The 25,754-nt window shown below is 68.3% G+C and carries 26 protein-coding genes and 3 tRNA genes; 15 read left to right on the top strand and 14 right to left on the bottom strand.

Annotated features, from left to right (window positions below; all coding sequences use genetic code 11):
• Positions 1-46 precede the first annotated feature (46 nt).
• The 8 genes from gnd (at position 47) to IFT79_RS14795 (ending at position 8,391) form a co-directional block, all read left to right on the top strand.
• Complete coding sequence (gene gnd, locus IFT79_RS14760; protein ID WP_056044222.1) at positions 47-934, top strand: phosphogluconate dehydrogenase (NAD(+)-dependent, decarboxylating); 888 nt, start codon at positions 47-49, stop codon at positions 932-934.
• Positions 935-951: 17 nt separating this feature from the next.
• The gene (recF, locus tag IFT79_RS14765) at positions 952-2,232 is read left to right on the top strand and encodes a DNA replication/repair protein RecF (RefSeq protein WP_082460103.1); all 1,281 of its coding nucleotides are present in this window, start codon (positions 952-954) and stop codon (positions 2,230-2,232) included.
• Positions 2,229-2,783 (top strand): DciA family protein, encoded by a 555-nt coding sequence (locus IFT79_RS14770; RefSeq protein ID WP_173154046.1) that lies wholly within the window; start codon positions 2,229-2,231, stop codon positions 2,781-2,783. The genes recF and IFT79_RS14770 overlap by 4 nt, the downstream gene beginning before the upstream one ends.
• 166 nt (positions 2,784-2,949) lie before the next feature.
• On the top strand, positions 2,950-4,923 hold the full coding sequence (gene gyrB / locus IFT79_RS14775) for a DNA topoisomerase (ATP-hydrolyzing) subunit B (protein ID WP_056044219.1): 1,974 nt from the start codon (positions 2,950-2,952) through the stop codon (positions 4,921-4,923).
• 77 nt (positions 4,924-5,000) lie between these two features.
• The gene (gene gyrA, locus IFT79_RS14780; protein ID WP_056044217.1) at positions 5,001-7,688 is read left to right on the top strand and encodes a DNA gyrase subunit A; all 2,688 of its coding nucleotides are present in this window, start codon (positions 5,001-5,003) and stop codon (positions 7,686-7,688) included.
• The gene (locus IFT79_RS14785) at positions 7,681-8,088 is read left to right on the top strand and encodes a DUF3566 domain-containing protein (RefSeq protein ID WP_043595295.1); all 408 of its coding nucleotides are present in this window, start codon (positions 7,681-7,683) and stop codon (positions 8,086-8,088) included. The genes gyrA and IFT79_RS14785 overlap by 8 nt, the downstream gene beginning before the upstream one ends.
• Before the next feature lie 73 nt (positions 8,089-8,161).
• Positions 8,162-8,235, top strand: a tRNA-Ile gene (locus tag IFT79_RS14790).
• An 83-nt stretch (positions 8,236-8,318) separates the two neighbouring features.
• Positions 8,319-8,391, top strand: a tRNA-Ala gene (locus IFT79_RS14795).
• A 251-nt stretch (positions 8,392-8,642) separates the two neighbouring features.
• On the opposite strand, the gene IFT79_RS14800 is transcribed toward IFT79_RS14795, so the two are convergent.
• Positions 8,643-9,179 (bottom strand): hypothetical protein, encoded by a 537-nt coding sequence (locus IFT79_RS14800; RefSeq protein WP_123571109.1) that lies wholly within the window; start codon positions 9,177-9,179, stop codon positions 8,643-8,645.
• A 137-nt stretch (positions 9,180-9,316) separates the two neighbouring features.
• Between IFT79_RS14800 and IFT79_RS14805 the strand changes: the two genes are divergently transcribed.
• The gene (locus tag IFT79_RS14805; protein WP_056044214.1) at positions 9,317-9,856 is read left to right on the top strand and encodes a peptidylprolyl isomerase; all 540 of its coding nucleotides are present in this window, start codon (positions 9,317-9,319) and stop codon (positions 9,854-9,856) included.
• Complete coding sequence (locus IFT79_RS14810; RefSeq protein ID WP_192125063.1) at positions 9,857-10,705, top strand: rhomboid family intramembrane serine protease; 849 nt, start codon at positions 9,857-9,859, stop codon at positions 10,703-10,705. It abuts the gene before it with no gap.
• 161 nt (positions 10,706-10,866) lie between these two features.
• Here IFT79_RS14810 and IFT79_RS14815 read toward each other — a convergent pair whose 3' ends face one another.
• Positions 10,867-11,100, bottom strand: coding sequence for a cell division protein CrgA (locus tag IFT79_RS14815; RefSeq protein WP_043595289.1), 234 nt, complete (start codon positions 11,098-11,100; stop codon positions 10,867-10,869).
• A gap of 152 nt (positions 11,101-11,252) precedes the next feature.
• Here IFT79_RS14815 and IFT79_RS14820 point away from each other — a divergent pair, with 152 nt between their 5' ends.
• From IFT79_RS14820 to IFT79_RS14830, 3 genes are read left to right on the top strand one after another with little or no spacing between them, the layout of a single operon-like run.
• Positions 11,253-12,029: a class E sortase gene (locus IFT79_RS14820; protein ID WP_192125065.1), complete on the top strand. Its 777-nt coding sequence runs from the start codon at positions 11,253-11,255 to the stop codon at positions 12,027-12,029.
• Between the two features lie 2 nt (positions 12,030-12,031).
• Positions 12,032-12,193, top strand: coding sequence for a hypothetical protein (locus IFT79_RS14825; RefSeq protein ID WP_173154031.1), 162 nt, complete (start codon positions 12,032-12,034; stop codon positions 12,191-12,193).
• On the top strand, positions 12,190-12,828 hold the full coding sequence (locus IFT79_RS14830; protein ID WP_123571112.1) for an anthranilate synthase component II: 639 nt from the start codon (positions 12,190-12,192) through the stop codon (positions 12,826-12,828). Before IFT79_RS14825 ends, IFT79_RS14830 begins: the two co-directional genes overlap by 4 nt.
• A 117-nt stretch (positions 12,829-12,945) precedes the next feature.
• Here IFT79_RS14830 and pknB read toward each other — a convergent pair whose 3' ends face one another.
• The 7 genes from pknB to IFT79_RS14865 form a co-directional block, all read right to left on the bottom strand.
• Positions 12,946-14,652, bottom strand: a complete 1,707-nt coding sequence (pknB, locus tag IFT79_RS14835) for a Stk1 family PASTA domain-containing Ser/Thr kinase (RefSeq protein ID WP_123571113.1) — start codon at positions 14,650-14,652, stop codon at positions 12,946-12,948.
• A 156-nt stretch (positions 14,653-14,808) separates the two neighbouring features.
• The gene (locus IFT79_RS14840) at positions 14,809-16,587 is read right to left on the bottom strand and encodes a protein kinase domain-containing protein (RefSeq protein WP_056044207.1); all 1,779 of its coding nucleotides are present in this window, start codon (positions 16,585-16,587) and stop codon (positions 14,809-14,811) included.
• Positions 16,584-18,059, bottom strand: coding sequence for a peptidoglycan D,D-transpeptidase FtsI family protein (locus IFT79_RS14845; protein WP_173154021.1), 1,476 nt, complete (start codon positions 18,057-18,059; stop codon positions 16,584-16,586). The genes IFT79_RS14840 and IFT79_RS14845 overlap by 4 nt, the downstream gene beginning before the upstream one ends.
• The gene (locus IFT79_RS14850) at positions 18,059-19,414 is read right to left on the bottom strand and encodes an FtsW/RodA/SpoVE family cell cycle protein (RefSeq protein ID WP_043595278.1); all 1,356 of its coding nucleotides are present in this window, start codon (positions 19,412-19,414) and stop codon (positions 18,059-18,061) included. The genes IFT79_RS14845 and IFT79_RS14850 overlap by 1 nt, the downstream gene beginning before the upstream one ends.
• Before the next feature lie 85 nt (positions 19,415-19,499).
• The gene (locus IFT79_RS14855; protein ID WP_043595276.1) at positions 19,500-20,747 is read right to left on the bottom strand and encodes a PP2C family protein-serine/threonine phosphatase; all 1,248 of its coding nucleotides are present in this window, start codon (positions 20,745-20,747) and stop codon (positions 19,500-19,502) included.
• A gap of 6 nt (positions 20,748-20,753) precedes the next feature.
• A complete protein-coding gene (locus IFT79_RS14860; RefSeq protein WP_043595274.1) occupies positions 20,754-21,275 on the bottom strand; it encodes an FHA domain-containing protein FhaB/FipA in 522 nt (173 codons plus the stop codon).
• Positions 21,272-21,985 carry an FhaA domain-containing protein gene (locus tag IFT79_RS14865; RefSeq protein ID WP_043595272.1) on the bottom strand — a complete coding sequence of 238 codons (714 nt, stop codon included), beginning with the start codon at positions 21,983-21,985 and terminating at the stop codon, positions 21,272-21,274. The genes IFT79_RS14860 and IFT79_RS14865 overlap by 4 nt, the downstream gene beginning before the upstream one ends.
• Positions 21,986-22,093: 108 nt before the next feature.
• On the opposite strand from IFT79_RS14865, the gene IFT79_RS14870 reads away from it, so the two are divergent.
• A tRNA-Leu gene (locus IFT79_RS14870) sits at positions 22,094-22,177 on the top strand.
• 94 nt (positions 22,178-22,271) lie between these two features.
• The gene (locus IFT79_RS14875) at positions 22,272-22,871 is read left to right on the top strand and encodes a hypothetical protein (RefSeq protein WP_056044199.1); all 600 of its coding nucleotides are present in this window, start codon (positions 22,272-22,274) and stop codon (positions 22,869-22,871) included.
• Positions 22,872-22,892: 21 nt separating this feature from the next.
• Here the strand turns inward: IFT79_RS14875 and IFT79_RS14880 are convergent, their stop codons facing one another.
• The 5 genes from IFT79_RS14880 to IFT79_RS14900 form a co-directional block, all read right to left on the bottom strand.
• Positions 22,893-23,408, bottom strand: coding sequence for a hypothetical protein (locus IFT79_RS14880; protein WP_192125067.1), 516 nt, complete (start codon positions 23,406-23,408; stop codon positions 22,893-22,895).
• The gene (locus IFT79_RS14885) at positions 23,395-23,877 is read right to left on the bottom strand and encodes a hypothetical protein (RefSeq protein ID WP_156155555.1); all 483 of its coding nucleotides are present in this window, start codon (positions 23,875-23,877) and stop codon (positions 23,395-23,397) included. Before IFT79_RS14885 ends, IFT79_RS14880 begins: the two co-directional genes overlap by 14 nt.
• Positions 23,874-24,140 (bottom strand): hypothetical protein, encoded by a 267-nt coding sequence (locus IFT79_RS14890; RefSeq protein ID WP_192125069.1) that lies wholly within the window; start codon positions 24,138-24,140, stop codon positions 23,874-23,876. The genes IFT79_RS14885 and IFT79_RS14890 overlap by 4 nt, the downstream gene beginning before the upstream one ends.
• A 431-nt stretch (positions 24,141-24,571) precedes the next feature.
• Positions 24,572-25,096 (bottom strand): T6SS immunity protein Tdi1 domain-containing protein, encoded by a 525-nt coding sequence (locus IFT79_RS14895; RefSeq protein WP_192125071.1) that lies wholly within the window; start codon positions 25,094-25,096, stop codon positions 24,572-24,574.
• A 54-nt stretch (positions 25,097-25,150) separates the two neighbouring features.
• Complete coding sequence (locus IFT79_RS14900; RefSeq protein ID WP_192125073.1) at positions 25,151-25,630, bottom strand: hypothetical protein; 480 nt, start codon at positions 25,628-25,630, stop codon at positions 25,151-25,153.
• Positions 25,631-25,754 lie beyond the last annotated feature (124 nt).

Here is a 25,754-nt window from a genome sequence, read left to right on the forward strand (position 1 = left end):
CAACGGTGCCGCCTCCGGGCCCCACCGCCACGAACAAAGGAACCTCATGCACATCGGCCTCGTCGGTCTCGGCAAAATGGGCAACAACATGCGCGCCCGCCTGCGCGACAGCGGCATCGAGGTGACCGGTTACGACGCGAACCCCGCCGTCTCCGACGTCGCCAGCCTCGCCGAGCTCGCCACCACGCTCCCCGCCCCCCGCATCGTCTGGGTCATGGTGCCCGCGGGCGACATCACCGCCGGCGTCATCGAAGAGCTCTCGAACGAGCTCTCCGAAGGCGACCTGGTCATCGACGGCGGCAACTCGAAGTTCACCAGCGACTTCGCCAACGAGAAGCTCCTCGGCGGCAAGGGCATCAAGTACGTCGACGCCGGCGTCTCGGGCGGCGTCTGGGGCAAGGACAACGGCTACGGCCTCATGGTCGGTGGTTCCGCCGAGAACGTCGCCCTGGCGCAGCCGATCTTCGACGCCCTGCGCCCCGAGGGTCCTCGCGAGGAGGGCTTCGTCCACGCGGGCGACACCGGCGCGGGTCACTACGCCAAGATGGTCCACAACGGCATCGAGTACGCGATCATGCAGGCCTACGGCGAGGGCTACGAGCTGCTCGAGGCCCGAAGCGACCTCATCAAGGACGTCACCGGCACCTTCAAGGCCTGGCAGCGCGGCACCGTCGTACGTTCCTGGCTGCTCGAGCTCATGGTCCTCGCCCTCGAGGCCGACCCCAAGCTCGCCGAGATCTCGGGTTACGTCGAGGACAGCGGCGAGGGCCGCTGGACCCTCGAAGAAGCCATCAACCACGCCGTGCCGATGCCGACGATCAGCGCGTCGATCTTCGCGCGCTTCGTCTCGCGTCAGGGCGAGGGTTCGCCGACCATGAAGGCCGTCGCCGCACTGCGCAACCAGTTCGGCGGCCACGCCGTCAAGAAGGCCTAGCGCCTCCACCGGCCCGCGTGCGAGTACTGCATCTCAGCCTGACGGACTTCCGCAACTACACGTCTGCCGAAGTCAGCCTCGCGCGCGGGCCGAACCTCTTCGTCGGCAGCAACGGCCAGGGGAAGACCAACCTGGTCGAGTCCCTCGGCTACCTGTCGAGTCTCGGATCCCACCGGGTGTCGTCGGATTCGGCTCTCATCCGCCAGGGACGCGATTCGGCCGTCGTGCGGGCGCGACTACTCGCCGACGAGCGCGAACTGCTGGCCGAGGTGCAGATCAACCGGTCGTCGCCGAACCGGGCGCAGGTCAACCGGGGGGCCATCAAGCCTCGCGAGCTTCCGCGCTACTTCACGAGCGTCCTCTTCGCTCCCGAGGACCTCGCGCTCGTCCGCGGCGAGCCGTCCGGTCGTCGTCGTTTCCTCGACGAACTCCTGGTGGCTCGGTCGCCCCGGTTCGCCGGCGTGCAGACCGACTACGACCGGGTGCTCAGACAACGCAACACGCTCCTGAAGTCGGCCCGCGCCTCCGGGGTGAAGGCCGGCCAGCTCGGCACGCTCGACATCTGGGACGAACGTCTCGTGGCCCTCGGCAGCGAACTCGTCGTCGCGCGTGACCGGCTCGCGGCCGACCTGGCCCCCGAGGTGGCCCGTGCCTACGCCGCGGTGGCGGGAGCGGACCACGCCGCACACCTCTCGACGGTGCTGAGCATCCGGGGCGCGACACCCGACGACGAGACGACCGCGGCCGAGGGGCCGACCGAGTCCATCCCCGCCGACCAGGTGCCCGACGTCTTCCGTCAGGCACTGGCCCGTGTCCGACCGACCGAGCTCGAGCGGGGACTGACGCTCGTCGGGCCGCACCGCGACGACCTCTTCCTCTCGCTCAACGGGCTCCCCGCGCGCGGTTACGCCAGCCACGGCGAGTCCTGGTCGTTCGCCCTCGCGCTGAAGCTGGCCTCGGCCGCCGTGGTGCGGGTCGACTCGCCGACGGGCGACCCGGTGATCGTGCTCGACGACGTCTTCGCCGAACTCGACGGATCTCGTCGCGAACGTCTGGCCGACGCCGTCGCCGACTACGAGCAGGTGCTCATCACGGCAGCGGTCGAGGGCGACGTCCCCTCACGACTCAAGGCCCACACGGTCCGGATCGCCAAGGGGACGATCCTCGACGACGCCCCCGTCGTCGACGGTCCGGGTGACGACGCTGTGGTCACCGCGGCGGCCGGTGACCAGGAGCCCGGTGACCAGGGGGCCGGCGACGAGGGGCCCGGCGACGCCGTCGCCGAGGAGGCGCGGTGAGCGTCGACGACGCACCGCAGCTTCCGGCGTCCACGCCACCCGCGCCTCCTGAGCCCGAGGCGCAGCCCGACAGCGAGGCCCAACGGGTCTATCTGCGGTTCCGCCGGGTGTTCGGCGACCCCAACTCGCGGTCGCGCGACGCCCGGAAGCGCAAATCGATCAAGTTGGGCTCCCCGAGCCAGCCGTTCGGCACGGGACGCGAGCCCCGGGGCATCGCCGACGTCCTCTCGGCCGTCACCAACGAACTCGGCTGGAACAGCCCGTTGGCCCAGTCCGAGCTGATGACCGCGTGGCCCGACATGGTGGGGGCGGAGCTGGCCGCGCACTCGGATCCGGTCTCGATCGACGACGGCACGTTGACCGTCCAGTGCGACTCGACGGCGTGGGCGACGCAACTGCGGCTGATGCGCACGCAGGTCACGACGACCATCGTGAAGAGGTACCCGGACGCGGGCATCCAGTCGGTGCGTTTCCTGGCACCCAACGCCCCGACCTGGAAACGCGGCCCCAGATCGGTTCCAGGGCGGGGCCCTCGCGATACTTATGGTTGACGAGGGTGAATCGTCCAAGTGCGGTGGGAAAATCCGTCTGAGGGCGGATTTCGCCCCGCGGTGGACAGGCCTGCGGTAGACTCGGAAGGTCGTCCGAGGGCCGCCCAGACAGCGGTCGCGACCGGTCGGCACATCTTCGTCCCGTCCGGCAGGAGCCCCCACGCACATGTCAGCTGATCCCACCGACGCCCAGCCCGACGACACCTACGGCGCCAGTGCGATCCAGGTCCTCGAGGGTCTCGAGGCCGTGCGCAAGCGTCCCGGCATGTACATCGGCTCGACGGGGCCCCGTGGTCTGCACCACCTGGTCTACGAGATCGTCGACAACTCCGTCGACGAGGCCCTCGCCGGCCACTGCGACCACATCGAGATCACCATGCGCGAGGACGGCGGCGTCCGCGTCGTCGACAACGGTCGCGGCATCCCGGTGGACGTCCACCCCGTCGAGGGTCGGTCGACCGTCGAGGTCGTCCTCACCGTGCTGCACGCCGGCGGCAAGTTCGGCGGTGGCGGTTACGCCGTGTCGGGCGGCCTGCACGGCGTCGGCAGCTCGGTCGTCAACGCCCTGTCCAGCGAACTCGACGTCGAGGTCCGCCGACAGGGCAACGTCTACCGCCAGAGCTTCACCGACGGCGTGCCCGTCGCGCCGCTGGCCAAGGGCGAAGAGGACGACACGACCGGCACGACGATCACGTTCTGGCCCAACTCCGAGATCTTCGAGACCGTCGAGTTCGACTACGAGACGCTGCGCACCCGGTTCCAGCAGATGGCGTTCCTCAACAAGGGCCTGCGCATCGAGCTCAGCGACGAGCGCGTGCAAGAGGACGACGCCGAGCCCCGCCACGACGTCTTCCACTACGAGAAGGGCCTCGTCGACTACGTCGAGTACCTGAACACGACCAAGAAGGTCGAGACCGTCCACGACGACATCATCGCCTTCGAGCAAGAAGACACCGAGAAGAAGATCTCGCTCGAGGTCGCGATGCAGTGGAACACCTCGTACCAAGAGAGCGTCCACACCTACGCGAACACGATCAACACCCACGAGGGCGGCACGCACGAAGAGGGCTTCCGTGCAGCGCTGACCACGCTGATCAACCGTTACGCGCGCGAGAAGAACTTCCTCAAGGAGAAGGACGACAACCTCTCGGGCGACGACGTCCGCGAGGGCCTGACGGCCGTCATCTCGATCAAGCTCGGCGAGCCGCAGTTCGAGGGCCAGACGAAGACCAAGCTCGGCAACACCGAGGCCAAGTCGTTCGTGCAGAAGGTGGCCGGGTCGCAGCTGAACGACTGGTTCGACCGCAACCCCAAGCAGGCCGCCGAGATCGTCCGCAAGGGCATCCTCGCGTCGCAGGCCCGTCTGGCCGCGCGCAAGGCCCGTGAGCAGACCCGCCGCAAGGGCGTGCTCGAGTCGAACGGCATGCCCGGCAAGCTCAAGGACTGCCAGAGCAAGGACCCCTCGCGCAGCGAGATCTTCATCGTCGAGGGCGACTCGGCCGGTGGCTCGGCCGTCCAGGGCCGCAACCCCGAGACCCAGGCGATCCTCCCGCTGCGGGGCAAGATCCTCAACGTCGAGAAGGCCCGTCTCGACCGTGCCCTCGGCAACAACGAGGTGCAGGCCATGATCAAGGCCTTCGGCGCCGACATCGGAGAAGACTTCGATCCCGACAAGGCGAGGTACCACAAGATCGTCCTGATGGCCGACGCCGACGTCGACGGCCAGCACATCACGACGCTGTTGCTCACCCTGCTCTTCCGCTACATGCGGCCGCTGATCGACCTCGGCTACGTCTACCTGGCGCAGCCGCCGCTCTACAAGCTCAAGTGGAGCAACGCCAGCCACGAGTACGTGTACAGCGACGCCGAGCGCGACGCGGTGCTCGTGTCGGGTCGCGCGGCCGGCAAGCGCATCCCGAAGGAGAACGCGATCCAGCGTTACAAGGGCCTCGGCGAGATGGATTACAAAGAGCTGTGGGAGACCACGATGGACCCCGACACCCGCACGCTGCTGCAGGTGACACTCGAGGACGCCGTGGCGGCGGACACCATCTTCGACACCCTGATGGGCGAGAACGTCGAGTCGCGCCGCAACTTCATCCAGCAGAACGCGAAAGACGTCCGCTTCCTCGACATCTGATGCGCGCCTCCGGGTGATCCGGAGCACGCCCGCGCCCCGACGAGCACCACGGGGCAGACCACGACAAACGGAGAATCATGGCCGACGAGCCGACAGACACCCCCGAGGGCACCGACGCCGAGGGTGCCCAGACCTTCGCCGAGGCACCGAAGCGCGACAGCATCGAGCAGGTCGACCTGCAGCTCGAGATGCAGCGTTCGTACCTCGACTACGCGATGAGCGTCATCGTCGGCCGGGCCCTGCCCGAGGTGCGTGACGGCCTCAAGCCCGTGCACCGCCGCGTCATCTACGCGATGTACGACGGTGGCTACCGCCCCGATCGCGCGTTCTCGAAGTGCTCGCGCGTGGTCGGCGACGTCATGGGCCAGTTCCATCCCCACGGTGACACGGCGATCTACGACGCGCTGGTGCGTCTCGTCCAGCCGTGGAGCCTGCGCTACCCGCTGGCGCTCGGCCAGGGCAACTTCGGCTCGCCCGGCAACGACGGCGCCGCCGCCCCGCGGTACACCGAGACCAAGATGGCCCCGCTCGCGCTCGAGATGGTGCGCGACATCGACGAGGACACCGTCGACTTCCAGGACAACTACGACGGTCGCACCCGCGAGCCGGCCATCCTGCCCAGCCGGTTCCCCAACCTGCTGGTCAACGGCTCGGTCGGCATCGCCGTCGGCATGGCGACCAACATACCGCCGCACAACCTGCGTGAGGTCGCCTCGGGCGCACAGTGGTACCTCGAGAACCCCACCGCGACGCGTGAAGAGCTGCTCGAGGCGCTCATGCAGCGCGTCAAGGGCCCCGACTTCCCGACGGGGGCACAGATCCTCGGGGTCCGGGGCATCCAGGACGCCTACCGCACGGGCCGCGGTTCGATCACGATGCGTGCCGTCGTCAACGTCGAGGAGATCCAGGGTCGTACCTGCCTCGTCGTCACCGAGCTGCCCTACCAGGTCAACCCCGACAACCTCGCGATCAAGATCGCCGAGCTGGTCAAGGACGGCCGCATCGGCGGCATCGCCGACATCCGTGACGAGACCTCCGGTCGCACGGGTCAGCGCCTGGTCATCGTGCTCAAGCGCGACGCCGTCGCCAAGGTCGTGCTGAACAACCTCTACAAGCACACGAGCCTGCAAGAGAACTTCGGCGCGAACATGCTCGCGATCGTCGACGGCGTTCCCCGCACGCTCGCGCTCGACGGCTTCATCTCGGCGTGGGTCGACCACCAGATCGACGTCATCCAGCGCCGCACGCGCTTCCGTCTGAAGAAGGCCGAAGCCGACGCGCACATCCTGCGCGGCTACCTCAAGGCGCTCGACGCCCTCGACGAGGTCATCGCGCTCATCCGCCGGTCGCCGACCGTCGAGGAGGCGCGCGCGGGTCTCATGGACCTCCTCGACGTCGACGAGGTCCAGGCCTCGGCCATCCTCAACCTGCAGCTGCGTCGCCTGGCCGCCCTCGAGCGTCAGAAGATCCAGGACGACGCCGACAAGCTCGAGCGCGAGATCGCCGACTACCAGGACATCCTGGCCAAGCCGGAGCGTCAGCGCACCATCGTCAGCGACGAGCTCGCCGAGATCACCGACAAGTACGGCGACGACCGTCGCACCGAGATCATGTTCGGCTTCGACGGCGACATGAGCGTCGAAGACCTCATCCCCGAAGAAGAGATGGTCGTCACCATCACCCGGGGTGGCTACGTCAAGCGCACCCGCAGCGACAACTACCGCAGCCAGCACCGGGGCGGCAAGGGCGTCCGCGGAGCACAGCTGCGAGCCGACGACGTCGTGGACCACTTCTTCGTCACGACCACCCACCACTGGCTGCTGTTCCTCACGAACAAGGGTCGGGTCTACCGCGCCAAGACCTACGAGCTGCAGGAGGCCGGCCGAGACGCCAAGGGCCAGCACGTGGCCAACCTGCTCGCCATGCAGCCCGACGAACAGATCTCGCAGGTGCTCGACATCCGCGACTACGAGGTCGCGGACTACCTCGTGCTCGCCACCCGCGACGGCCTGATCAAGAAGACCTCGCTGACCGAGTACGACACGAACCGCACCGGCGGCATCATCGCGATCAACCTGCGTGACGACGACGAACTCGTCTCGGCTCTGTTGGTGGACGAGCACGACGACCTGTTGCTCGTCTCGCGTCACGGCATGTCGCTGCGCTTCACGGCCACCAACGAGTCGCTGCGCCCCATGGGCAGGTCGACCTCGGGCGTGAAGGGCATGACCTTCCGTGACGACGACACGCTGCTCAGCGCCTCCGTCGTCGGTGAAGAGGGCTACGTCTTCGTCGTCACCGAGGGCGGCTACGCCAAGCGCACGGCCGCCGACCAGTACCGCGTCCAGAACCGCGGCGGTCTCGGCATCAAGGTGGCGAAGCTCGCGGAGGCGCGGGGAGACCTCGCCGGTGCCCTGATCGTCGGCGAGGACGACGAGGTGCTCGTGGTGCTGTCCGGCGGCAAGGTGGTCCGCTCCGCCGTCTCCGAGGTGCCGGCCAAGGGCCGTGACACGATGGGCGTCGTCTTCGCCCGCTTCGCGAGCGACGATCGCATCATCGCCGTGGCCCGCAACAGTGAGCGCAATCTCGCGGCCGAGGTCGACGAGAGTGCGGACGCCGTGGCCGAGGCCGTAGTGTCTGTCGAGTCCGTCGAGTCCGTCGACGCCGACACCGAGATCCCCACGACCGACGTCACGTCGGTCGATGCCGAGTCGACCGACGACGAGGCCCCCGGAACCGCCGGAGAGGAAACGAACAATGAGTAGTGTCGCCGAGAGACTGCAGAAGAAGGCGAAACGACCGTCCGGCACCAAGCAGGTCCGCCTCAAGCTGGTCTACATCGACTTCTGGTCGGTCGTGAAGCTGGCCTTCCTGATCTCGGTCGCGATCGGCATCATCACGGTCGTCGCCACCTTCCTCATCTGGGCGATCCTGAACCAGACCGGCATCTTCGACGACCTCGACGCCCTACTGCGGGACATCCTCGGCGACTCGAGCTTCTCGATCCAGGACACCTTCAACGTCGGCCAGATCATGCTCTTCTCGATCGTGGTGGCCATCCTCAACGTGGTCGTCGGCACGGTCCTCGGGGCCATCGTCGCCGTCCTCTACAACCTGAGCGTGCGCATCACCGGCGGTCTCCTCGTCGGATTCACCAACAACTGATCCACCATTCGAGTCGGCTGAACCCGCCGATTCGAGTTCGCCGTCGTGGTGCTGTAGGCTTTACGACGGTCCGGGGGCTATAGCTCAGGCGGTTAGAGCGCTTCGCTGATAACGAAGAGGTCATAGGTTCAAGTCCTATTAGCCCCACGCAGTACCGGTCTCACATCACGCTCGTCTCCTGACGCGCAGGGTGGTGAGATCGTGCTCGTTCCCCCGGTGACCGGGGGGTCGGGGCCTTAGCTCAGTTGGTAGAGCGCCTGCTTTGCAAGCAGGATGTCGGGAGTTCGATTCTCCCAGGCTCCACTGGATTGCCTTGCCCCTGTCCGCTGACTCCGTCAGCGGACAGGGGCAATTCTCTTGTGCTGGTCTGGGGGCCCTCCGGGCCCGTGTCGGCTTCGCCGACGTGCGTGCAACGTTGGGCCTTAGGCAGTGTCTGTGCTGGTGCTGGTGCTGGGGCTAGGGCCGGATCAGGGTCGAATGCTGCAGTCGTCGGGGGCAGGGACGACGAAGGGCCCGCCTCCGGGGAGGCGGGCCCTTCGTGGGGGTGTGGGGTACTACGCCTTGGTGTCGGCGTCGTCGTCGGCGACCCAGAGCTCGTCGTCGGCACGGAGCGTCTGCACGGCCGCGAACACGAGGGCACCGAGAGCGATGACGCCCACGCCGATCAGCAGGACGCCGCCGACGCCGGGGCCGGACTTCTGCTGGCGCGGCACGTACTTTGCCGCGGCCTTCTTGCCCTGCTTCTTGGCGTTCTTCACGGCCTTCGCGACCTTCGGGTCGTTCGCGAGGTCGAGGTTGCCGAGAGCCGACGAGAACGCCGGGTAGACGTCGTGCTTCAGGCGGTCCTGGGCGACCGACGCGTAGTGCGACCCGGTCGAGAGGCCCTGCGAGACCACGGGGCGGACGTTCGAGTCCACCGCGTGCTTGATCTGGGGGACGACCTTCTTGTTCGCGATCTTGACGGCGTCGTCGCGGTAGCCGCCGATGACCTTGCCGGCGTGGTCGATCACGCCGCGCTGCTCACCCCACACCGCCACAGCGTGCTTCTTGAACTTCTTGAGTTCTTTCTTCTGCTTGCGTGACAGGGCCATGAACGTTCCTCCAACGAGTAGGCAGTGGAGCCAGAGTTGCTGGCCCGTCCCAGTGTGGCACGGAGGTTCCTGACAGGTCACGGAACGGTGACTGGGGAGTCGCTGGTGCGCAGAGGTGGCTGTGGAAGAATGACGACATGTCAACGCACACCGCTGTCGCCACCCTCACCACCAACCACGGCACCATCAAGGTGAACCTCTTCGGCGACCACGCCCCGAAGACCGTCGCCAACTTCGTCGGTCTCGCCACCGGCACCAAAGAGTGGACCCACCCGGCCACCGGCAAGGTCAGCACCGACAAGCTCTACGACGGCGTCGTCTTCCACCGCATCATCAAGGACTTCATGCTGCAGGGCGGCGACCCGCTCGGCCAGGGCGTCGGCGGGCCCGGCTACCAGTTCGACGACGAGATCCACCCCGAGCTGAACTTCAACGCCCCCTACATCTTCGCGATGGCCAACGCCGGCTCGCGCGGCGGCAAGGGCACCAACGGTTCGCAGTTCTTCATCACGACGGTTCCGACCCCGTGGCTGCAGGGCAAGCACACCATCTTCGGCGAGGTCGCCGACGACGAGTCCAAGAAGGTCGTCGACGCGATCGAGGCCGTCAAGACCGACGCGCGCGACAAGCCCCTCGAGGACGTGGTGCTCGAGAGCGTCACCATCGACGAGGTCTAGGTGACCGATCCGCACGACCGCTCGAACTTCTGCTATCGGCACCCCGACCGGCAGAGCTTCGTCCTCTGCCAGAGGTGCGGTCGCACCATCTGTGGCGAGTGCCAGACGCCCGCCGCGGTGGGGGTCCACTGCCCGGAGTGCGTGAAGGAGGCGCGGGGCAACGCACCGCGCCTCCAACCGCAGGTGGTCGGTCGGGTCCGTAGCGCGTCTCGGCGAGGCGCCCCCGTCGTCACCTACGGCATCATCGGCGTGACCGTCGCGGTGTTCCTCTTGCAACTCGTGACCGGTACGGGCAACGGCGTGGTCACGCGGGCCCTGGCGTTCTACCCGCCGCTCGAGATCGTGCAGCCCTGGCGCGCCGTCACGACGATGTTCGTGCACGGGAGCATCCTGCACATCCTCTTCAACATGTACTCGCTGTACATCTTCGGGGCCGAACTCGAACGTCAGTTGGGGCGAGGTCGGTTCGCCGCCCTCTACTTCCTCTCGGGGATCGGCGGCTCGGCCGCTGTCGCCCTCCTGGCACCGGGAAGCTTCGTGGTCGGTGCCTCCGGGGCCATCTTCGGCCTCATGGCGGCGTTCTTCGTCATCGCCCGCAGCCTCGGTGGTCGCAGCATCCAGCTCCTGGTGCTGGTCGGCATCAACCTCGCGATCGGGTTCATCGTGCCCGGCATCGCGTGGCAGGCCCACCTCGGGGGCATCGTCGTGGGCGGGGCGATAGCGTTCCTGTTCTCGAAGACCCGTCACCGGTCGAAGCACGCCGTGCAACTCGCGGTGCTCGTCGCGATCGGCGTGATCGTCGTCGCGGTGCTCCTGGCCAGATCGGCCCAGCTGGTCGGGCTGTTCTAGACCACGCGGACGGTGAACGACGAGAGGCGGCTCCCCATCGGGGAGCCGCCTCTTCTCGTCGGCCGACGCGATCTCATCCGCCCGAGTTATCCACAGGAAAGTTATCCACAGGGTTTCCCACAATGGGGATAGTTACAGGCGTGTAAGTTCGAAGGTGCGTTCTAGCGCCACCGGGTGGTCATCAAGAACCCGATGAACATGATCCCGAAGCCGACCAAGATGTTCCACGAGCCGAGCGAAGCCACCGGGAGGGTGCTCTGGCTGACGTAGAACACCACGATCCAGGCGAGACCTACGAGCATGAAGCCGAACATGACCGGCTTGAACCACACGGGGTTCGGCGCGTCCTCTGCGGTGCGGGCGGGCTTCGTGCTGCGGTTCGTGTCTTTGGCCATGGCGCACAGTGTACCGTGAGGCCCTTTTCGGTCCTGGGAGGGTCGCCACGTCCGTCCCCGGGTACGCCCGCATTCTCCACATGCTCTCCACACGTTGTCCACCGGTGGTCCCCACTGTCTCCGCGGGAGCGGAGCCCGCCTAGAATCGAGTCATGACGGACCACGGGGGCGAGGCCCAGCTCTCGAGACGCATGAAGCGTCGCCGTCGATCCCGCGCCTCCTTCGTCAGCGTCCTCGGAGAACTGCTCATCACGGCCGGCGTCCTGGTGCTGCTCTTCATCGGGTGGCAGCAATGGTTCAACGACCTCGTCGTCGCCGACGCCCACAAGGGCGAGGCGGCACGGCTGAGCGAGCAGTTCGACCAGGCGGCGACTGCGGCCCCCGAGCCGTCGTCCGACGGCTCGTACGGTGAGCCGCCCGTGGGGGCGGCGCCCGGCGAGGCCGAGGAGTTCGCCAACTTCTACGTCCCACGGTTCGGAGCCGACTACGCGGTCCCGATCGCCGGGGGGACGAGCACCGTGCGAACCCTCAACAAGATCGGCATCGGCCACTACGACGAGACGCAGATGCCCGGCCAGGTCGGCAACTTCGGGATCGCCGCCCACCGGACCACCTACGGGGCGCCGTTCAACGAGATCGCCGACCTGCAAGAGGGCGACAAGATGTACGTCCAGACACAGGACGGCTGGTTCACGTACTCGTTCCGCAACCTGCAGTACGTCCAGGCCACGCAGGTCTCGGTGCTGCAGCAGGTGCCCGACGCTCCCGACGTGTCGGCGACCTCGGGCGACCGCCTGATCACCCTGACCAGCTGCAATCCGATGTTCACCGCCCAAGAACGCATCGTCGCCTACGGTGTGTTCGACTCGTGGCAGCCGCTGTCGGCCGGCGCACCCGCCGAGCTCGCCGCTGCCGGGATCGGAGGCTGACTTTGTACGCCGCCCTCTGGCGCATCCTGCCCGGACCCTGGTGGGTCAGGCTCGTGCTCGTGCTCGTCCTGATCGCCGCCGTGCTGTTCGCCCTCGTCGAGTGGGTCTTCCCCTACGTCAACGAACTCCTGCCCACCCCCGACGTCACCGTGGAGCAACCATGACGCGCATCCTCGTCCTCGACAACTACGACAGCTTCGTCTACACGCTGAACGGGTACCTCCAGCAGTTGGGTGCCGAGACGGACGTCGTCCGCAACGACGCGTTCGACGCGGCCGACACCGCCGACCGCATCGCCGAGTACGACGCCGTGCTGCTGTCCCCCGGCCCGGGGACCCCCGCGGCCGCCGGCGTCTCCATCGACGTCGTGCACGCCGCCCTGGCGGCCGACAAGCCGCTCCTGGGCGTCTGCCTCGGGCACCAGGCCATCGCCGAGGCGCTGGGGGCCACCGTGACGCACGCCGACGAACTGATGCACGGCAAGACGTCGAAGGTCGAACACGACGACAGCGCGTTCTACGACGGGGTCCCGCAGCCGTTCACCGCCACGCGGTACCACTCGCTCGCCGTGGTGGACGAGACGGTGCCCGAGACGCTCGAGGTGACCTCGCGCACCACGGGCGGCGTCATCATGGGCCTGCAGCACCGTTCCGCGCCGGTCTACGGCGTGCAGTTCCACCCCGAGTCGGTGCTGACCCAGGGCGGTTACCAGATGATCGGCAACTGGTTGTCGGTCGCCGGCTTGCCGGGGGCAGCCGTGACGGCCCGGGGGCTCGACCCGCTCGTCGACCTGGGCTGAACGTCCGAGCCCGTCGTCCGGACGTCGAAGTCCGAGAGTCGTGCTCTCGGCGTCTCGCTCCGAGCGTCGAACTGGCTTCGTCGGACCTCGGCGTCGCTCCGTGGCTTCTGCGAGGGCTCAGCCGGTGCAGATGCGCAGGGTGACCGCCGAGCCCTGAGCCACGTCGCCGGGCGGGACGCTCATGCCCGACACCGTCTCACCGGTGCAGCCGGGGTCGGCCTGCGGGGTGACCGCCAGACCGAGCTGGTCGCGCAGGGTCGTGATGGCTTCTTCTGAGGGCTGGCGGGTGACGTCGGGAAGCTGCACGAGACCGTTGGACACCACGATGTCGACACCCGAGCCGAGGGCGACCTGCGCAGCCGCTGCCGGATCGGACGAGAGGACGGACCCCTCGGGAACGGTGGGCGAGTAGTCGGAGCTCTGCTGGCCCCGTTCGAGACCAGCATCGGTGATGGCCTGCCAAGCGGCGTCGACGGTCTGACCGGTGACCGACGGCATGGCGACGAGTTGGGGCCCCGACGAGACGGTCACCGTGACGGCGAATTCTTTCGGGACGGACGTGCCGGGCTCCGGATCGGTCGACACGATGTCGCCGGCGTCGATCGTCGGGCTGGTGGCGTCGGCACGGACGACCGTCAGGCCCAGGTCGTCGAGGCGGGCGGATCCGGTCTCGAAGCTGACCCCGACGAGGTCGGGGATGCGGGACGACTGGGCGTTGTCGACGGTGGGAGGCGTCAGGTTGACCACCCAGAAGACGACGGCGACGATGACGACGGCCACGAGCACGATGCCCGCCCAGATCCAGGCGACGGGCGGCCGGGTCTGCGTTCGTTGGGGCCGTCCGGTGTCGTCCGACTGCAGCTCTTTCAGCGCGGCCTCGCTGCCCGCATTCGCGTGCGGGTTGACGCCGAAGAGCGTGGAGCCGGCGTCGACCGCGTGCGGCCGGCGGGCCGGAGCACGACCGGCGCCCGCGGCTTCGAGGTCGTCGCGGAACTCGGCGGCGCTCTGGAAGCGGTCGAAGCGGTCTTTGGTGAGCGCGTGCAGGACGACGGCGTCGAGCGCCGGACTGACCTGTCGCTCGAGCGTGCTCGGGGGGACGGGAGGCTCGCTGACGTGACGGTAGGCGACCGCGACGGCACTGTCGCCGGTGAAGGGCGGCTTGCCCGTGAGCAACTCGAAGAGCATGACGCCGGTCGAGTAGAGGTCGGTGCGGGCGTCGACGGTCTCGCCGCGCGCCTGCTCGGGGCTGAAGTACTGCGCGGTGCCGAGGATGGCCGTCGTCTGCGCGACGGTGGCCGCCGAGTCGCTGATGGCGCGGGCGATGCCGAAGTCCATCACCTTGACCTGGCCCGAGTTGGTCAACATGACGTTGCCGGGCTTGATGTCGCGGTGGACCACGCCCGCCCGGTGCGAGTACTCGAGGGCCGTCAGCACGCCCGAGGTGACCCGGACGGCCTCGTCGGGGTCGAGTGGCCCTTCGGCGACGATGTCCTTGAGCAGACGCCCCTCGACGTACTCCATGACGATGAACGGGACGACCACGTCGAGCCCACGGCGGTCGCGGACGACCTCTTCGCCGGCGTCGAAGACCCGGACGATGGTCGGGTGGGCCATGCGGGCGGCGGCCTGGGCCTCTTGGCGGAACCTCGACCGGAAGGCCGGATCGGTCGCGAGGCTGGGCTTCATCAGCTTGACGGCGATCTTGCGGCCGAGTCGGGCGTCGGTGCCGACGTGGACGTCGGCCATGCCACCGCGGCCGATCAGGTCACCGATCTGGTACCGGTTGGCGAGGAGATGGATGCTCTCTCTCACACCTTCAGCCACGCCTGTTCTCCCAACGACCCACCCCTGTCTGGCGACACGGTCGGAGCCAGTGTACCGGGGCGGTAGCCCCCGGACTGGGTACGGACCTAGGCCGAAGGGATGATTGTCAGGGCTTCGTGACCCCGGTCGTCTGCACGACCGGGGTCACGATCGGACCTACTGAGGGTCGGTGCCCTCCGAGGGGCTCGGAGCCGGTGACGTGGCCGGGGCCGTCACCGTGATGGTGACTCCCGGCGACGGCTCGGACGCGATCTGACCGCAGTTGGCCACGTAGCTGACCGTGAGGTTGCCGGCGGCCGAGGCGGTCACCGTGAGGGACGTCGCGTTGGCACCGAGGCCCCCGGCCGACTGACCCGAGGTGTCGGTCCCGCCGGTGATCGTGTACGAGTAGCCCGTCAGCGAGTAACCGGTCGGGCACCCCGTGTAGGCGGGCCAGTTGATGGTGGCGGTGTCGCCAGCCTCGATCTGGCCCGGGGTGGCGGTGGGCGTCGAGGGCTGGGCAGGGGTCGGGGCCGCGCGGTAGATGTAGATCGTCACCGACGAGCCCTTCTCGAGGGCACCCGTCGGGTCGATGCTGGCGACGGTGCCGACCTGGTCGGGACTCGGGGCGCTCGACCCGGCGTCGGCCGAGTCGACCTGCAGGCCGAGTTCTTCGAGGGAGGCGCGGGCAGCGGCCTCGGTCAGCCCCACGTAGTCGCCCGAGGACACCGTCACGGACGTCGGGGTCGGGGTGGGCGTCGGAGTCGTCCGGGTCGGCGTCGGCGTGCTGCTCGAGGTCGTCGGCGCGGGCGCGGGATCGTCGGTGTTGCCGACCGCGAAGACGATGCCGACGACGAGGGCGATGACGGCCAGGACGGCGAGGACGATCAGCGGCCAGAACCACGGACTGCGCTTCTTCTCGTCGGGTTCGTCGTCGCCGTCGCGCAGGGCGTCGGGATCGGCCGAACCGGCCACGTAGCCCGCGGCAGCACCGCCGGCGGCGCTCTGAGCACGGGTGGCCATCGGATCGAACAGTTGCGTCGTGGCGTCCTGGGCGTTGAAGGCCTGGGTCGCCGTGTCGGCGGGCGTGGCGGCGACGGCGCCGATCGCCGGGACGGCGACGGTCGCCGCGGCCACGTCGCCGCGGCGGAGGGCCCGAGCGGCCTGGGCGAGGGCCGAGGCCGTCGCCGGCCGTTCGCCCGGCTTCTTGGCGATGCAGGACAGGACGAGACGACGCACGGGTTCGGAGACCGTCGACGGGAGGTCGGGCGGCTGTTCGTTGATCTGTGCCATCGCGATGGCGACCTGGGACTCGCCCGTGAAGGGTCGACGACCGGCCAGGGCCTCGTAGGCGACGATGCCGAGCGAGTAGATGTCGGTGCTGGGGGACGCCGGGTGGCCGCTCGCCTGCTCGGGCGAGAGGTACTGCACGGTGCCCATGACCTGGCCCGTGGCCGTCAGCGGAACCTGGTCGGCGATGCGTGCGATGCCGAAGTCGGTGATCTTCACCCGGCCGTCCGGGGTGACGAGCAGGTTGCCGGGCTTGATGTCGCGGTGCACGAGACCTGCGGCGTGGGCGGCCTGGAGGGCCGAGGCGGTCTGCGCGACGATGTCGAGGACCTTGTCGGTCGGCAGGACGCGGTCGCGCTCGAGGACCGTCGACATGGCCTCGCCGGGGACGAGCTCCATCACCAGGTAGGCGCTGCCCTCTTCTTCGCCGTAGTCGAAGACGTTCGCGATGCCCTCGTGGTTGACCAGGGCCGCGTGACGGGCCTCGGCGCGGAAGCGCTCGAGGAATCCGGGATCGCCCAGGTACTCGTCCTTGAGGATCTTGATGGCGACCGTGCGGCCGATGACGAGGTCGGTGGCTTCCCAGACCTCGCCCATGCCGCCGATGGCGACTCGGGTCGACAGCTGGTAACGCCCACCGAAGGTGACTCCGCCGGATGGTCTCATTTGTTCAGCACCGCCTCTAGTACTTTCTTCGCGATCGGTGACGCGACACTGTTGCCGAATGCGGACTGGCCCTGTCCGCCGCCGTTCTCGACGACGACCGCGACCGCGACCTCGGGGTCAGCAGCAGGCGCGAACCCGGTGAACCAGAGGGTGTACGGCTCGCCGGGGCCGTTCTCGGCCGTTCCTGTCTTGCCGGCGACGTCGACGCCGTCAATTCTTGCATTGCTCGCCGCACCGTTCGCGACGTCCTGCACCATCATGTCGGTCATCGTGGCCGCAGTCTGGGAGCTGATGGGCTTGCCGTACTCCGAGGGCGAGAAATCCTCGACCGGGCTCAGGTCGGGGTTCAGGACGCTCTCGATCAAGGTCGGGTTCATCTCGGTGCCGCCGTTGGCGATGGCGGACGAGACCATGGCCATCTGCAGGGGCGTCACGCGGTCGGAGCCCTGCCCGAAAGACTGCAGCATGAGGGTGGCGTCGTTGATGGCCTGGCCCTTGGAGTCCTCGATGGGGAACTGGCTCGGCGTGACGGCCTGGGGGACGCCGATGGAGTCGTCGCCGAAGCCGAACTTCTCGGCCTGATCCTGGAGGGCCTTCGCACCGAGGGCCTGGCCGAGTTGCGCCATGGGGATGTTGCACGACAGGCGGAGGGCCGTCGCGATGGTGGCCGTCTCGCCGCCGCCGCAGCTCCCGCCCTCGGCGTTGTTGATGTTCGTGCTGGTGCCGGGCAGCGTCAGGGTCGACGGGTTGGGGAAGGCGCTGTCGGGCGTGTAGTCGCCGCTCTCGAGCGCAGCCGCCGTCGTGATCAGCTTGAAGGTCGACCCCGGTGCGTACAGGTCGCCCTGGATCGCCCGGTTCTGCAGCGGAGCCGAGGGGTCGGCGATCAGCGAGTCGTAGGCGTCGGTGACGGTCTGACGGTCGTGGCTGGCGAGCGGGTTGGGGTCGTAGCTGGGCTTCGAGACCATCGCGAGGATCTTGCCGGTCTTCGGGTCCATCGCGACGACCGAGCCCGAGTTCGAGCCGAGGGCGTCGTAGGCCGCCTGCTGGACGGTGGGGTCGAGGGTGAGGTTGACCGTGGCCCCCTCGGGGTCCTGACCCGTGAGCAGCGAGTTGACCTGGTCGAAGAACTGCGAGTTCGCGTTGCCCGTGAGGTACCGGTTCATGGCGTCCTCGATGCCTCGGGATCCCTGACCCAGCGTGTAGTAGCCGGCGACGGGTGCGTAGAGGTCGGGCTGCGAGTAGGTGCGCTGGAACTCGTACTGGTCGTCGACGGGGGTCGACTGCGCGATCGCCTGGCCGCCGACCAGGATGGGACCGCGCTGCGCCGAGTAGCTGGCGAGCAGGGCCCGCGAGTTGCGGGCGTCGGCGTTCAGCGCGTCGGCCTGGAACGCCGTGATGTAGGTCGTCGAGAGGAAGAGCGCGACGAACATGGCGAGCACCACGTAGCTCACGCGTCGGAGTTCTTTGTTCATCAGCCGATCACCAGCCTCGGTTGGTTGCGCACGGAGTCGGACAGTCGCAGCAGCAGGGCCACGATGATCCAGTTGGCCACGAGCGACGAGCCGCCCGCGGCGAGGAAGGGAGCGGTGAGGCCCGTGAGCGGGATCACCCTCGTCACGCCACCCATGACCACGAAGACCTGCAGGGCCACGACGAAGGCGACGCCGACCCCGAGCATGCGACCGAAGTCGTCCTGACCCACGAAGCCGATGCGGAACCCGCGGGAGACGAGCAGGAGGTAGAGCGCCAAGATGGCGAAGAGCCCGGTGAGGCCGAGTTCTTCGCCGAGCGACGCGAAGATGTAGTCGCTCTCGGCGAGCGGGGTGGTCTGCGGACGGCCCTGACCCAGCCCCGTGCCGATCAGTCCGCCGTTCGCCAGGCCGAACAGGCCTTGGACGAGCTGGAACGACCCGCCGACGGCGTCGTACTCGGACTGGGCGAAGGGGTTGAGCCAGGCGGCGAAACGGCCCTGCACGTACCCCAGGAAGGTGCTGGCGATCAGGGCCCCTCCGAGGAACAGGCCGACGCCGAGCACGATCCAGCTCGCGCGCCCCGTGCCCACGTAGATCATGACGAGGAACAACCCGAAGTAGAGCAACGAGGTGCCGAGGTCGCGCTGGAAGATCAGGACGCCCATGGCGACGAGCCAGACGATGAGGATCGGCCCGAGGTCGCGCGGCCGGGGGAACCGCATGCCCAGGATCTTCGGCCCCATGAGCGAGAGGTTGTCGCGGGCGGTGACGAGGTAGCCGGCGAAGAAGATGGCCAGCGTGATCTTGGCGATCTCGCCCGGCTGGAACGAGAACGGTCCGATGTCGATCCAGACGCGGGCGTTCAACCCCTCGCGGCCGATGCCCGGTAGGAGGGGCAGCAGCAGCAGCACGATCGACACGAACATCGCGATGTAGCGGTACCGCGACAGCACCCGGTAGTTGCGGATCACGAGCAGCACGGCGAGGGCGATCACCATCGCGAGGACGGTCCAGACCATCTGCTTGATGCCCAGCGCGCCCCAGCCCTCACGCCCCTCGGCCAGGTCGAGGCGGTAGATCATCGCGATGCCGATGCCGTTCAGGGTGACGGCGATCGGCATGACGAACGGGTCGGCCTCGCGGGCGACGACCCGCAGGACGACGTGGAAGATCAGGGCCAGGCCCAGCACCATCGAGCCGGCGATCAGCACGGTCGGGTCGACCTCGCCGGTCGCACCGAGCTGGACCAGCACCATCGCTCCGGCGGCGACGCCGCAGGCGATCAGCAGCATGAGCAGTTCGAGGTTGCGGAGGCGCGCGGGTTCGCGCAGGCGCAGCGAGATCGCCTGCGTCATGTTCGTGGGACGCGAGGCCTTCGCGGACGGCTTGCGCGCGCCTCCTACGCGACCGATGACCTCGGTCGCGTCACCACCGGGTGCGTCAGGGGTTGCTGGCATCGGCCAACCTCTCGACGATGGCCCTGGCGTCCGCGAGGGAACCGGCGTTGATGGTGTCCTCCACGGTGGTCTGCGTGTAGTTCGGCAGGTCGTCGACCTGGACGTCGGTGGTCTCGTAGACGCTCGAGAGGCCGATGGGCCCGAGGCTCTGTTGCACGCCCTTGTAGATGACGACCGTGCCCCGCTCTTCGCCCACGTAGTAGTGGTCTTGCGTCCACTGGTAGGTCAGGACGAGCCCGGCGACGAGCGCGGCGATCGCCACGACGAGGGCGGTCAGCCAGGTGATGCGGCGACGGCGGCGGCGACGTTTGTCTTCGGCGATGAGCTCGGCGAGGTACTCGTCGCTCTCGGGCTCGAAGTGGCTGTCTTCCGGCGTCGTGGCGACCTTGAGCGGGTGCAGCAGGATCGTCGGCAGACGGAGCTGCTTGCGCCCGGCGTCGCTGTCGAAGCTGAGGGGTGCGGCGGCCGACCCGACCGTGACGGGTTCGTCGAGTGCCGAGTCGCCCGACTCGTCGACGTCGACGATGACGACGGTCACGTTGTCGGGGGCGCCGTGGTCGAGGGTCTCTTTCACGAGGCGCCGGGCCGTCTGCTCGGCGTCGAGGCCCATGGCCATGGCCTTCTTGATGCGCTCCTCGGCGAGGTAGCTGCTGAGGCCGTCCGAGCAGATCAGCCAGCGGTCGCCGGGCTGCGTGCCGAGGGTCGCCGTGTCGATCTCGGGTGCCGCGTCGACGTCGCCGAGCACGCGCATCAGCACGCTGCGTCGCGGGTGCACCGCCGCTTCTTCTGGCGTGATGCGACCGCTGTCGACCAGGCGCTGCACGAAGGTGTGGTCGGCGGTGATCTGGCTGAGCTCGCCCTCGCGGAACAGGTAGATGCGTGAGTCGCCGATGTGGGCGATCGCCATGCTGTCACCGACGCGCAGCATGGCGCTGACGGTGGTGCCCATGCCGGTGAGCTCTTGGTGTTCGAAGACGGTCTCGGCCAGCAACTGGTTCGCGGCGATCAACGACGACTGCAGCGCGAACTCGGCGTCACCCGGCGAGGTGTAGACGCGGTCGGTCTCGCGGATCCGTCGGATCGCGATGGCCGAGGCCACGTCGCCGCCCGCGTGCCCGCCCATGCCGTCGGCGACGACGAAGAGCTGCGTGCCGGCGTAGCCGCTGTCTTGGTTGTTGGACCGGATCTTGCCCACGTTGGACAGAGCGGCACTCTTGGCGTGCGTCGTCATGAGGGCCTACCGCCGGAGCTCGAAGCTCGTCTGCCCGATCGTCACGGTCGCGCCCGTGGGCACGGGGGTGGGGACCGACACGCGCTCACCGGCGAGGAACGTGCCGTTGGTGGAGTCGAGGTCTTGCACGACCCAGCGGCCGTTCCAGAGCATGAGGCGCGCGTGGTGGGTCGAGGTGTAGTCGTCGCGGATCACGAGGTTGCTCTCTTGGGACCGCCCGATGGTGAGCGGCCCGTCGCCGAGGGGCATCTCGAGGCCGGCCTTGGCGCCCTTGGTGATGACCAGCCGCGTGGCGCGCCCGTCACCCTGCGGCGTCGGTGCCGGCGCGGCGGGCGCGGGACGCGGGGCGGGGGCAGGAGGCGCGGTGGCGGTCGAGCTCGCCTTGCCGGGTGTGGCGTCGGCGGGCATCTTGCGCGCCCGCTGCCCGAAGAGGTCGCTCCGCAGCGCGAACACGATCACGAAGACGAACAGCCACAGGACGGCCAGGAAGCCGAAGTGGAGCACCAGCAGGGTGAGGGCTGAGGTCATCGTCGGCCACCCGTGGAGTCGGGCCCGTCGAAGGGGTCGGGCGTCGATGACTGGGGGAGCACGCGGAACACGATACGCGTACGACCGATCTGGATCACCGAATCGGGCTGCAGCGGCGCCTTGGTGAGGGGGTTGCCGTTGAGCTTCGAGCCGTTCGTCGAGCCGAGGTCGCGGACCTGGGCACGTGACCCGTCCCACAGGATCTCGACGTGCTGACGGGAGGTACCGGTGTCTTGAACGGTGATGTCGGCGTCGCTGCCGCGGCCGATGATCGTGCGGGCACCGCTGAGCTCACGGCGCTTGCCGTCGATCTCGACGAACGGCTTCCACTGCACCTCGCCGCGCAGGTTGCGCGAGTCGACCGACATGATGCCGACGCTCAGCGAGTCGTCCTCGCGGAGGCGGATGCCGAGGGGCCCGGCGAACTGGTACCCCTGGGCGGTGGCGTGCCGCTGGGTGAGCTGCGTGAGCTCGTCGATCAGGGCCGGACCGATGCCGGACATCTTCTCGTAGTCGATGGGGGCGAGGCGCACCTGGAGCTCGTTGGGCACGAGGATGCGGTCACGCGAGACCACCGCGGCCTTGGTGTCGAGCTCACGGCGCAGCGCGTTCGTGATCTCGAGTGGTTGCACGCCCGAACGGAACGTCTTGGCGAAGGCGCCGTTGACGGCGCGCTCCAGCCCGCGTTCGAAGTTGTCGAGCAGTCCCATGGGTCTCCAGGTTCGGGGTCTCTGGTCGCCCGATCTTAGCCCGAACGAGTGAAAGGGACTCACCGGTGCTCTTTCGGGCGTCCCACGCATGCTAAAGTCTACGAGTTCGCGCGAGTGGCGGAATTGGCAGACGCGCTGGCTTCAGGTGCCAGTGCTCGAAAGGGCGTGGGGGTTCAAGTCCCCCCTCGCGCACGAACGTGAAGGCTCACCTCCGGGTGGGCCTTCTCTCTTTCCCGGCTCTGGTCCCACCCGTCGCCGTCGGCCCGTGCAGTGGTTGTCTGGTGCGATGAGCCAGCAGAGCGCGGTCGTGTTCGAGTTCGACGAGGTGCTCTTCGACGAGTTCCCGAAGGCCCCGTGGGTGCCCCGCAACCAGCGCATCGTCGTCGACTCCGACCGCCGCGTCGTGGGTCGCCGCGACGGCATCGTCGTCAGCGTCACCGACCTGCCCCCGGTGTACGCGCACGCCGACATCGGGCCGAGGATCAGCAGCATGCAGTCCTTCGTCACCGTCGGCGACCACGTCTCATGGATCGTCCGGACCGTCGAGGGCACGCGGTTCACCTCGTCCGCCGACGGCCTCGACGAGGAGGCGCGGCTCGAGATCGCGAGGGACGCCACCCTGCACGGGTTCCTCGACGACCTCGAGTGCATGGTCATCACCGACCTGTCGGAGATGCGATTCGGACAGGACCGCGAACTGACGCGCTGCCGTCTCGAGGTGACCCGCGCCTCCGGGGGTCCGGTCGCCTGGGCGCTCGTCGTCGAGGGCACGGGGCACCGGATCGAGTCGGACACGGTCGAGGCCGCGGAGTTCGTTGGCCGGCAGCTCAACGACATCGCGATCGACGGCGACCCGCTCGCCCTCGAGGCCGTGCTGCCGCTCTGAGGCGTCTCGGCCCGCAGGGCCTCATCGTCCTCGGTCGTCACCGTGGTCGCGGCCGACCAGGTCTTGGCGGGTCGGGGCGCCGGCGAGGATGGCAGCCAGCCAATGCGGGGTGTTCTCGGGGGTGCGGGGAAATCGAGCCAGATCGGCCCTGTAGGCATCCGCGGAGAAGTGGCCCAACTCGGGCTCGTGGTCGTAGTCGTACGACGCGCTCATCTTGCCGGCCGCCGTGACCGTGAACACCGCGGTGAACCAGGTCCCCGCATCTCGACGGTGCATGGCGCCGCGGAGGACTTCGGCCGCCTCGAACGCATCGACAGGCCCGATGATCGATTCGAGCGAACCGTCGAGTCGATGGACACGGGTCCGGCCGGCGAGGACGCCGCCCGCCACGCTGACCTGCATCTCGACACGATCGTGTTCTGAGTTCAGAGTCGGATACAGCAGACGACCGATGGCGCGCAGTTGGACGCGTTCGGCTTCGAGTCCCGCCGGCTGCCCGTCACGTGAAGCAGAGCGGCTCTCCTCAGCGCCGGTCATCGTGTCCGAGGCGAACGAGGTCGTGGCGGGTCGGGGCACCGGCGAGGATGGCGGCGAGCCAGTCGGGGGTGTTCTCGGGGGTGCGGGGGAACTCATCGAAGTCGGCTCGGTAGGCCTCGGCGGCGAAGTGGCCCAGTTCGGGTTCGTTGTCGTAGTCGAATCGCGTGCGGAGCTTCCCTTCCGCCGTGACCGTGAACCAGGCGGTGAACCATGTTCCGGCCCCCGGCCTGTACATGGCCTCTCTGAGTTCACGAGCACGGAGGGTGGAGTCCCTCGTGCCCATGATGGAGTCGTCCGTCCCGTCCGGGCGGTAGAGGCGCTTCTTTCCGGAGGAGACACCACCGACGATGCTGATCTCGGCCTCGATGCGATCGAAGCCCGCTGCGATCTCGCCATGAAGAGCCAGACCGACCCCTCTCAGCGCAGAGCGCCCTTGCTCGAGTCCGGGTGGGTTCTCATGTCGTGTCATGACTCGGGTTCTCCCTTCGGCTCATGTGTGCCACCCCTGCCGACGAGGTCGTGGCGGGTCGGGGCACCGGCGAGGATGGCGGCCAGCCAGCCGGGGGTGTTCTTCGGCGTGCGGGGGAACTCGTCGAAGTCGGCGCGGTACGCCTCGGCGGCGAAAGACCCGAGCTCGGGCTCGTGGTCGTAGTCGTACCTCGCACTGAGCTTCCCCCCGGCGGTGACGGTGATCACGCCCGTGAACCACGTCCCGGCTTCGGGTTTGCTCATGACCCTCCGGAGATCGCGGGCCGCCCGGAAGACGCCACGACCGGACGAGAGAGAGGTCGAGCTGCCGTTTGCGGCATGCAGCTCGATCGTGCCGGCTGTCACTCCGCCGACCACGCTGATCCGGGCGATCACTCGATCGTGGTCGCGCGGGATGACGGCATGGAGCGCTTTGCCGAGGATGCGGAGTGCGTCCCTCTCGGCAGGCATGCCGTGGGGCTCCGAGTCGTGAGCGGACGGCACGGGCCCGAGTACTCCTGAGTCCGCCAGTTCTCTCGAGGTCGTGAGGCATGCCTCGAGGTAGGCATCGGGCGATGTGCCGCCTCCGACGAGGATCAGGGTCCCGCCCGTCGTCGACTGCGCGGTCGCGACCGACAGCCCCACCTCACGTGCAAGTGGATGCGAGCATGCGGCGTCTGTGCCGCTGGCGTGAGTCACGGCAGTGGGCCCGCGACGGAGGAGATCAGGAGGACGTGCTCGCGCATGTCGACGACCTCGAGGGACGCAGCAGATCGTCGGCCTCCGAGGGCGAGCAGCGGGCTGAAACCGAAGCATTCGTCGGAGCGGGGCACCCCGAGACGCTCCCGCGCCTCCGGGAAGGGGCTCCAGTCGAAGTAGTCGGGGTCGGCCAGGAACGACTCGTAGCCGAGGATGACGAGGAGCGTCGAGAGCCTGTTGGCGATGATCCGGCTCGTGCCCAGTCGGAATTCGAGGAGGTGCGCTCGGCCGTCGAGCCAGACGACCAGGTCTCCGAGGGCGGACGACATCAGGGGCGTGGCCGCCGCGAATCGAGGTGCGACCTCGGCGAGGACGTCCTGCCACGCGGTGGGGTCGACGATGCGCAGGTACCCGTCAGCCGTCGCGCCCAGCCCGTGGTCACGCCACAGGGCCACGACGTCGTCGGGAAGACGCTCGACAGCGGCGTCGAGGCTGGCGGAGGACAGTGGAGGCCCTGGCATCAACGGCTGCGTCACGTGACTCCAGCCCTGTTGCGCGAGTCCATGTCTCGACTCTCAGACGGGACCCTCGTCACGGCCGACGAGGTCGTGCCGGGTGGGCGCACCCGCGAGGATCGCGGCGAGCCACTCGGGCGTGTTCTCGGCAGTCCGGGGAAAATCCTCGAAGTCGGCACGATATTCCTCGGCACCGAAGTGACCTAGTTCGGGTTCGTTGTCGTAGTCGTACTGTGCGCTGAGTTTTCCGGCGGCCGTCACGGTGAAGACGGCGGTGAACCACGTGCCTGCCCCTGGCTTGTACATCAGGCGCCTCAGTCGACGAGCCGCTTCGAACGTGCGTCGCGCGGGAGCAGCCGACTCCTGGGAGCCGTCGGCTGCGAAGAGCAACGTCTCGCCGGCCATCACGCCCCGAGCCATGCTGGTCGTCATGACGATCCGGTCGAAGCCGGACGGGAGCAGCCCGTACAGCTGCTCGCCGATCTCTTGCAGGACCGCGCGTTCAGCCTCGACGCCCGTCGTCAGCTGGTCGTCGGACATGTGTCTTCCTCTCTCATCGTTGATCCGATGGCGGGCGAGATGTGTCGTGATCAGTCGCCCTCCGCGCCCACATGACGAGTCGTCGAGACGAGGACATCAGCGAGGGAGAGCCAGCCCCGGTGAT

The organism is Frigoribacterium sp. CFBP 8759 (genome assembly GCF_014841655.1).
GTDB lineage: Bacteria > Actinomycetota > Actinomycetes > Actinomycetales > Microbacteriaceae > Frigoribacterium.

Bases quoted from the DNA above. Each gene is read 5' to 3' on its own strand.
- IFT79_RS14800 (WP_123571109.1), bottom strand. From the start codon at position 9,179: ATGGCCCTGTCACGCAAGCAGAAGAAAGAACTCAAGAAGTTCAAGAAG.
- IFT79_RS14820 (WP_192125065.1), top strand. From the start codon at position 11,253: ATGACGGACCACGGGGGCGAGGCCCAGCTCTCGAGACGCATGAAGCGT.
- IFT79_RS14900 (WP_192125073.1), bottom strand. From the start codon at position 25,630: ATGTCCGACGACCAGCTGACGACGGGCGTCGAGGCTGAACGCGCGGTC.
- IFT79_RS14895 (WP_192125071.1), bottom strand. From the start codon at position 25,096: ATGCCAGGGCCTCCACTGTCCTCCGCCAGCCTCGACGCCGCTGTCGAG.
- IFT79_RS14860 (WP_043595274.1), bottom strand. From the start codon at position 21,275: ATGACCTCAGCCCTCACCCTGCTGGTGCTCCACTTCGGCTTCCTGGCC.
- IFT79_RS14885 (WP_156155555.1), bottom strand. From the start codon at position 23,877: ATGACACGACATGAGAACCCACCCGGACTCGAGCAAGGGCGCTCTGCG.
- IFT79_RS14830 (WP_123571112.1), top strand. From the start codon at position 12,190: ATGACGCGCATCCTCGTCCTCGACAACTACGACAGCTTCGTCTACACG.
- IFT79_RS14855 (WP_043595276.1), bottom strand. From the start codon at position 20,747: ATGACGACGCACGCCAAGAGTGCCGCTCTGTCCAACGTGGGCAAGATC.
- gyrA (WP_056044217.1), top strand. From the start codon at position 5,001: ATGGCCGACGAGCCGACAGACACCCCCGAGGGCACCGACGCCGAGGGT.
- IFT79_RS14880 (WP_192125067.1), bottom strand. From the start codon at position 23,408: ATGACCGGCGCTGAGGAGAGCCGCTCTGCTTCACGTGACGGGCAGCCG.
- IFT79_RS14845 (WP_173154021.1), bottom strand. From the start codon at position 18,059: ATGAACAAAGAACTCCGACGCGTGAGCTACGTGGTGCTCGCCATGTTC.
- IFT79_RS14890 (WP_192125069.1), bottom strand. From the start codon at position 24,140: ATGAGCAAACCCGAAGCCGGGACGTGGTTCACGGGCGTGATCACCGTC.
- IFT79_RS14875 (WP_056044199.1), top strand. From the start codon at position 22,272: ATGAGCCAGCAGAGCGCGGTCGTGTTCGAGTTCGACGAGGTGCTCTTC.
- gyrB (WP_056044219.1), top strand. From the start codon at position 2,950: ATGTCAGCTGATCCCACCGACGCCCAGCCCGACGACACCTACGGCGCC.
- IFT79_RS14850 (WP_043595278.1), bottom strand. From the start codon at position 19,414: ATGACGCAGGCGATCTCGCTGCGCCTGCGCGAACCCGCGCGCCTCCGC.
- IFT79_RS14840 (WP_056044207.1), bottom strand. From the start codon at position 16,587: ATGAGACCATCCGGCGGAGTCACCTTCGGTGGGCGTTACCAGCTGTCG.
- IFT79_RS14865 (WP_043595272.1), bottom strand. From the start codon at position 21,985: ATGGGACTGCTCGACAACTTCGAACGCGGGCTGGAGCGCGCCGTCAAC.
- IFT79_RS14815 (WP_043595289.1), bottom strand. From the start codon at position 11,100: ATGGCCAAAGACACGAACCGCAGCACGAAGCCCGCCCGCACCGCAGAG.
- IFT79_RS14805 (WP_056044214.1), top strand. From the start codon at position 9,317: ATGTCAACGCACACCGCTGTCGCCACCCTCACCACCAACCACGGCACC.
- gnd (WP_056044222.1), top strand. From the start codon at position 47: ATGCACATCGGCCTCGTCGGTCTCGGCAAAATGGGCAACAACATGCGC.
- IFT79_RS14785 (WP_043595295.1), top strand. From the start codon at position 7,681: ATGAGTAGTGTCGCCGAGAGACTGCAGAAGAAGGCGAAACGACCGTCC.